Consider the following 7318-nt stretch of genomic DNA (forward strand, 5'->3'; position numbering starts at 1 on the left):
GCCTTCCTGCTTCCAGCGCACCAGCAGCAGGTCCGGCAGGTTTTTCACGATATCGCGCAGGGCGTGGATGTTGGTGTCCGGGGTGTTGGAGCTGAACTGCAGGCTCAGGTCGCCGTGGCACTGCGCCGGTTCCAGTGCATCGTTGGGGAAACCGACCATGCGGATCAGGCGCTTGGGCTTGGCTGCGGCCAGGCCGAAGCGTTCGTCGAACAGCGACTCGCCCACCGATACGGTGATGGTCAGGTTGTCCGGTGTCACCACCGGGCCGAGGATGCCGGAGTCGGTGGGGGGCAGTTTCGGGTCGACTTGCACCACGGTGCCGCCGGTCATCAGGAATGCGATGCGCTCGTTCAGGGTGCGGAACAGCCGCTCCAGGTCCTCGCGGTCGCTGGCCAACACGTCGAATGCCACCAACATGCCGCAGGCCGGGCGCGGAGTGACGATGCCGGTCTGGTGCTTGCCATGGAAATCGTGGTGGTCCTGGGTCTTTTCACTGCTTGGCGCGGTGGTCACCTGTGCCGCCGCGTTGGCAGCCATTGCCGGGCAGCTCAGGCTGCTGCCGGCAATGGCCGCGCCAGTGGCGGCCATACCCAGCAATACACGACGACGCTGGGCGGAAAATTGTTCTGAATCACTCATGTCTACGGTCGTCTTCACTTCAGGCCGGAAAGGCCAAGGGCGGGGTCGATTCTATCGAGTGCAACGGCCAGAGCCTTGGCCTTGTCGGCGATCTGCTTGCGCTGATCGGCGGTAACGCTGTCATACGAGGCGTAGCGGCCATCGACTTTCAAACCGTTGAGTTCGGCATCGAGGGCGTTGATCGCGCTGTCGATCCCCGGCAGCAATTGCGCGGCAGATTTGGTCAGCAGCGGGCGCATCAGGTCGACCACTTTGCGGGCGGCGTCCAGGTTGGCGGCGAAGCCGTTGAGGTCGGTATGGCTGTAGCGTTCTTCCTCACCGCTGGCGGCACGTACGTCGGCCAGGCTGTTGAGGTTGCGCACCACGATGCTCACCAGTTGCTCCGGCGGCAGCGACTGTGCCAGCAGCTGTTGCTTGAGGCTGGTGACGTCGGTGACCAGGCGCTGGGCAATCGGCGCCAGGCCGTCGAGATTGCGTTGCTGGAACAGGCCGTATTCGAGACGGTGGAAGCCGCTGAAGGCCGGGTCCTGCTCGCGCTTTTCAAAGTAGTCGGCGCGGGCGTTGATCGCGTTGTCCAGTTCCGCCAGGCGTTGCGAAGCCGGGGCCAGGCGCTGGTAAGCCTCGCGGGCCGGTACGTAAAGCGCCTGGGCCTGGGCGAGGTCGCCGGCTTCGATGGCTTGGTCCAGCGCGGTAACGGCCTTGACCAGGGCGCTACCCTGGCTGCTCAGGTACACGCGGAACTCCGACAGCGGGCCGATAAACGCGACCATCGACGGCTTGGCCTTGGCTTGGGCGTCAGACTCGGCAGTCGGTGTCACCTTCAAGGTGCCACGCGGGTTGCTCAGCAGGCCGCAGGTGATCTGGTAGTCGCCGGGCAGCAGGTTGGCGTTGATCACCTGGCTCAGGCCCGGGGCGATGTTCTCGCGCTCTTCGACCACCAGCACGCCGTCGAGGATTTCCCACTCCACGGCACGGTCCGAGCGGTTGATGATGCGGAAGCTGGCGCGTCCCGCCGGTACCGTCAGCGCATTCGGTTCGCAGCTATGGGCGTGGATCGTCACCGCGATTTCATTGTGGTTGGCCTGGCGCTTGGAGGCGGCCAGTTGCGAGGCGTAGTAGAACAGGCCACCGGCGGCGATCATCACGACCACCGAGCCGCCCACCGCCCAGCGCAAGGCGCGGGAGGGCGGAGCCGGTTGAGGGGTTTGGTTGGACAAGAGGCGGTCCTTACTGGCTGGAAACGGAAGAGGTTGTGCGGGTAGCCGGCTTGCTCGGCGGCGCCGGCAGGAAGAACATCACCAGGGCCACCACCAGGTAAATCAGGTAGGCACCGAGGGTGCTGATGGTCGGGGCGTCCTGATAGCCGAACATGCCGGCCAGCACCGAGCCCAGCGGGCCATCCATCGGCAGCGTCGCGCTGAAATCGAACAGTACGGTTTGCAGGTGGTTCCATACCCCGGCTTCGTGCAGGGCTTGTACCGAGTTGGCGAGGATGCCGGCGGCCACCACCAGGATGAACAGGCCGGTCCAGCGGAAGAACGCTCCGAGGTTCAGGCGCATGCTGCCGGTGTAGATCAGGAAGCCGACGATGATCGCCAGGATCAGGCCGAGCAGGGCGCCAATCGGCGCGCCCGGACCTTCGCTTTGCTGGAACACGGCCAGCAGGAAGAACACGGTTTCCAGGCCTTCACGGGCCACGGCGAAAAACACCATGGCGATCAGCGCGGTGACCTGGTGTTTGGAGCCGGCCAGGGCATGATCGAGGGATTCATGCAGGGAATGCTTGATGGAGCGCGCGACCTTGCGCATCCAGAACACCATGGAGCTGAGAATGCCCACGGCCACCAGGCCGACGATGCCTTCGAACAGTTCCTGTTGTTTCTGCGGGAATTCGGCACTCACCAGTTCCAGGCCACCGCCGACCAGCAGCGCGAGGGCCGCTGCCAGAAATACGCCGATCCACACTGCGGGCATGTACTGGCCACGGCCAGTTTGCTTGAGGTAGCTGGCAATAATGCCAACGATCAAGGCGGCTTCTATGCCTTCGCGCAGCATGATTAAAAAGGGAACAAGCATTCGGCACCGAATCGTCACTAGATAGGATGCTAAGTTGTAACATAATGATACTCATTACTAAACAGGGAATATTGACCTTTACTGAACCTTGACTGAACGGTGGTGGCAAACCGCATCCGACACTAGAATGCGCGGCATCGTCCCAGCCACCGGATTGCGCCATTCCCCATGTCGGAAAAAGACACGATTTCCATCCAACTGGTCCGCGAAGCCCTGTTGCAGAGCTGTGCGCCGGGTGCGGCGAGCGATGAAGTGTTGACCAAGGTCGGGATTGATCCAGCACTGCTGGGCCAGCCAACCGCACGCGTCCCGGCAACCGCTTACGCACGCTTATGGCGCTTGCTGGCACGGCGAATGGACGATGAATTCTTTGGCATGGACCCGCGCAAGCTCAAATCCGGCAGCCTGGAGTTCCTCTGCCGGGCCTCCATGGCACAACCGAGCCTGGCCACTGCGCTGGAAACCGGCCTGGGGTTCCTGTCACTGATGCTCGAGCGCATGCCGGCGCAACTGGTTCGCCAGCAGAGCCTGGCGGAAATCGTCCTGTTGGAGCCGGAGCCCGCACCCAGGCGCGCCTTCACCTATTTCGCCTACTGGATGATCGTCCACGGCGTCGCCTGCTGGCTGGCTGGGCGCCGGATCCCGATCCTGGCGATTGAACTGCGTTGCCCGCAGCCGGACTTCTGCGACGACTACCAGGTGATGTTTTCCGACAACTTGCGCTTTGACCGGCCGCGTACCCGGATGATCTTTTCCGCCGACTGCCTCGACCTGCCGATCAAGCGCAGCCCGGAGGAGCTCAAGCGCTTCCTGGCCCATGCGCCCGCCAACATCCTGGTCAAATACCGCGACCCGGACAGCCTTGCCACCCGCATCAAGACCGACCTGCGGCACATGCCCGCCGACACCTGGCCGGAAACCGAAGGCCTGGCCGCATCCCTGTGCATCTCGGCCTCGACCCTGCGCCGGCGCCTGGCGGAAGAAGGGCAGACCTACCAGGGCCTCAAGGACAGCGTGCGCAAGGAGTTGGCGATCGTCTGGCTGGCCGATTCCGACATCAGCTTTGCCGAGATCGCCACCCGCCTGGGGTTTGCCGATGCCAGCTCGTTCTACAAGGCGTTTCGCAAGTGGTCGGGCTCCAACCCCGGGCACTATCGCAGCCTGATATTGAACGAAGCACTGAGCCAGTAGGTCACTGCCAGGCACCCCCGGCACGTTTGCCTGCTTATCCACGCCTTTAATGATCTGGGTCACTTTCCTGCGCCGCCGTGCGTGTGATATTCGGCGCCACCGCTCCATCGTTCGTTTCCTGACGCAGCCTGATCGGCATTTGTCGCGATCAACGTCTACGCCATTTCCCTCATTCAAGAGCAGGATTTCATGGCACTTCACAGAACCGTAGAGACCCAGGACCAAGCCATCGAAGACGTCTATTCGAGTGGCTCCGCCCAGCACAAACTGCCCAAGTACCGCCTCCCGGACCACTCGACCACGCCGTCGGCCGCCTACAACCTGGTGCGCGACGAACTGCTGCTGGACGGCAATTCCCGGCAAAACCTGGCGACCTTCTGCACCACCTGGGTCGAGCCCGAAGTGCAGCAGTTGATGGCCGATGCCCTCGACAAAAACATGATCGACAAGGATGAGTACCCGCAGACGGCCGAGATCGAAAACCGTTGCGTGCACATCATTGCCGACCTGTGGCACGCGCCGAAATCGTGGCAAACCGTGGGTTGCTCCACCACCGGTTCCAGCGAAGCGGCGATGCTTGGCGGCCTGGCACTGAAGTGGAGCTGGAAGAAACGCCGGGAAGCGGCGGGGCTGCCCACCGACAAACCGAATTTCGTGTGCGGCCCGGTGCAGATCTGCTGGAAGAAATTCGCCCGTTATTTCGATGTGGAAATTCGCGAAGTGCCGTTGCGCGGTGACGCATTGGGCCTGCGCCCGGCCGACCTGCGGGAATATTGCGACGAAAACACCATCGGTGTCGTCGCGACCCTGGGCGTGACCTTCACCGGGATCTACGAACCGGTCGCAGCCCTGGCGGCCGAGCTGGACTCGATGCAACGTGACCTCGGCCTGGATATCCCGATCCATGTCGACGCGGCGAGCGGCGGGTTTATCGCCCCGTTCATCCAGCAAGAGCTGCAATGGGATTTTGTGATCGAGCGCGTCAAGTCGATCAACGCTTCCGGCCACAAGTACGGCCTGGCGCCGCTGGGCGTCGGCTGGGTTATCTGGCGCTCTACCGAAGACCTGCCGGAAGAGTTGATCTTCTACGTCGACTACCTGGGCGGCAACATGGCGACCTTTGCCCTGAACTTCAGCCGGCCCGGCGGTGAAATCATCGCCCAGTACTACAACTTCCTGCGGCTGGGGCGCGACGGCTACACGCGGATTCAACAAGCGTGCTCCGACACGGCGCAATGGCTGGCCTCGGAAATCACCAAGTTTGCCCCGCTGGAACTGGTGTACGACGGCAAGGATGGGCTGCCGGCGGTCTGCTACAAGCTCAAGGACGGCGTCGACCACGGCTTCAGCCTCTACGACCTGTCGGAGCGCGTGCGCATGCGCGGCTGGCAGATCGCGTCATACCCGTTGCCGTCCGATCGGCAGAACGTCGTGGTACAGCGCATCCTGGTACGGCATGGCGTGAGCCGTGACCTGGTGGCGTTGCTGCTGGAAGACCTGCGCAAGGCCGTTGCCCACCTGCAGAAAAACCCGGTGGAGCATTCCGACGCGGGCCCCAGCTTCAGCCATGGCGCCATCGCCGACCCGGTCATCCCGGCCGACACCCCGAACCTCGACTGAACGCACTGAACACCCGCCGGGCCTCGAGGCCCGGTGCCTTTAGCGTTGCATCGCCAGGTACGAATCATCGTGACTGCCTTCTTTACTTTCCTGCACGACAACCCCTACATCCTGCTGTTCCTGGTGGTTGGCCTGTCCGTCTGGGTCGGGCGCGGCACCATCAAGGGTTATGGCCTGGGCGCGGTGGCCGGGGCCATCGTGATCGGCTGCGCGATTGCGACGTGGGCGTCTTACTACGGCGTGCATTTCGAACTCGATAACTTTACCAAGAGCCTGTTTTATTACCTGTTCATGTACGGCGTCGGGCTGCGGGTCGGGCCTTCGTTCATCAACAGTCTCAAGGGTGATGGCCTGAAATTCACCTTCCTGGCGATCCTGTCCTCGTTCCTCGGGCTGGGTATCGTGGTGCTCGGCGTGCGGCTGTTATCCCTGCCGGTGGGCGCGGCGGGCGGGATTCTTGCCGGTTCGCAAACCATGTCGGCGGCGATTGGCTCCGCCGAACAGGCGATTACCTCGGGCGTGGTGCCGCTGCCACCGGGCACCACGGCGGCGGCGGCCACCGCGATGATCGCGCTGTCTTACGGCATCACCTATATCTGGGGCACGGTCGGCATCATCCTGATCTGCAAATACCTGCCGCGCTGGTGGGGTGTGGATGCGCGCAAGGCGGCCAAGGCATTCGAGGTGGAGCACGGTGTGCCGAACGTCGACGATGCCGGGCTCAGTGGGTATCGGCCGTTTGACCTGCGGGCCTATCGCCTGGTGAACCCGGAGCTGGTGGGGCAGAGCATCGCGCAGTTTCGCCAACGCTTTGCGTTGTACCAGATCGAGAACGTCGAGCGTGGTGAAGAGTTGCTGGGGGCTGATCCGACGCTGGTGTTGCAGCTGGGCGATGTGATCGCCCTGGGCGGCAGCCTGGATGCGCTGACCGATCACATGGGCCTGATCGGGCCGGAAGTACCGGATGCCCGGGCGTTGAATATACCGCTGGATGAGGCGGTGATTCTGGTGACCCACAAGGATGCCGTGGGCAGGGCGCTCAAGGAATTCAGCCAGTCGCCGATTGCCGGGCAGGTGCAGTTGGTGGGGATTGAGCGGGGTGGAGCGCCGATTCCGGTGGGGCTGGAAACGCGGTTGCAGCGCCTGGATGTGATGCACTTGATTGGCTTGCGCAGTGCCATCGACAAGGCCACGGCGTTGCTGGGCAAGGCGGGGCGGGCGAGTACGGCGACGGATTTGCTGACGCTGTCGCTGGGTATGGTGCTGGGGTTGTTGATCGGGCTGATTCAGGTGCCGGCGTTCGGTGCGGCGGTGGGGCTGGGCAATGCGGGCGGGTTGCTGGTGTCGGGGATTATCGTCTCGTCGCTGGTGTCGCGGGTGCGGTTTTTTGGGAATACCCCGAATGCGGCGCGCAACATTCTCGAGGACATGGGGTTGATATTCTTTGTCGCGATTGTGGGGGTGAATGCGGGGGCTAACCTGGTTTCGCAGATTAGCGCGATCATTGCGTTGAAGATCTTTTTGCTTGGGTTCGTGGCTTGTACGATTCCACCGTTTATTGTTTGGGCTGTGGGTTTTCATGTGTTCAAGATCAACCCGGCGATTCTCATGGGCGGTGTTGCGGGGGCGCGGAGTCACTCGGGGCCGGCGCGGGAGGCGGCCAAGGAAATTGATAGTACGGTGCCGTGGATCGGGTTTCCGGTGGCGTATGCGGTGTCGGGGATTTTGCTCACGGTGTTTGGGTATTTTGCCATGGTGCTGGCGCGGTAGCTGTATTGGGTACATATCCGTT

6 protein-coding genes are annotated in these 7318 nt (G+C 62.8%); 3 read left to right on the forward strand and 3 right to left on the reverse strand.

The window, feature by feature from the left end; genetic code table 11:
• From HX869_RS30950 to efeU, 3 genes are all read right to left on the reverse strand, one after another.
• Positions 1–639: Dyp-type peroxidase domain-containing protein (locus HX869_RS30950; protein ID WP_178904160.1), on the reverse strand; the 639-nt coding region annotated here is incomplete at its 3' end.
• Positions 640–653: 14 nt separating this feature from the next.
• Positions 654–1856: an iron uptake system protein EfeO gene (gene efeO, locus HX869_RS30955; RefSeq protein ID WP_178904161.1), complete on the reverse strand. Its 1203-nt coding sequence runs from the start codon at positions 1854–1856 to the stop codon at positions 654–656.
• A 10-nt stretch (positions 1857–1866) separates the two neighbouring features.
• Positions 1867–2715: an iron uptake transporter permease EfeU gene (gene efeU / locus HX869_RS30960; RefSeq protein WP_003218412.1), complete on the reverse strand. Its 849-nt coding sequence runs from the start codon at positions 2713–2715 to the stop codon at positions 1867–1869.
• Between the two features lie 168 nt (positions 2716–2883).
• On the opposite strand from efeU, the gene HX869_RS30965 reads away from it, so the two are divergent.
• From HX869_RS30965 to HX869_RS30975, 3 genes are all read left to right on the forward strand, one after another.
• Complete coding sequence (locus HX869_RS30965) at positions 2884–3906, forward strand: AraC family transcriptional regulator (RefSeq protein WP_177029192.1); 1023 nt, start codon at positions 2884–2886, stop codon at positions 3904–3906.
• Positions 3907–4095: 189 nt separating this feature from the next.
• Entirely contained in the window at positions 4096–5526 is a 1431-nt protein-coding gene (locus HX869_RS30970) for a glutamate decarboxylase (RefSeq protein ID WP_008436222.1), read from the forward strand.
• Between the two features lie 69 nt (positions 5527–5595).
• Positions 5596–7296, forward strand: a complete 1701-nt coding sequence (locus HX869_RS30975) for an aspartate:alanine exchanger family transporter (protein WP_043224664.1) — start codon at positions 5596–5598, stop codon at positions 7294–7296.
• The last annotated feature ends 22 nt before the right edge of the window (positions 7297–7318 follow it).

Source organism: Pseudomonas sp. P7779, from assembly GCF_013386315.1.
In the GTDB taxonomy this organism is placed as follows: Bacteria; Pseudomonadota; Gammaproteobacteria; order Pseudomonadales; family Pseudomonadaceae; genus Aquipseudomonas.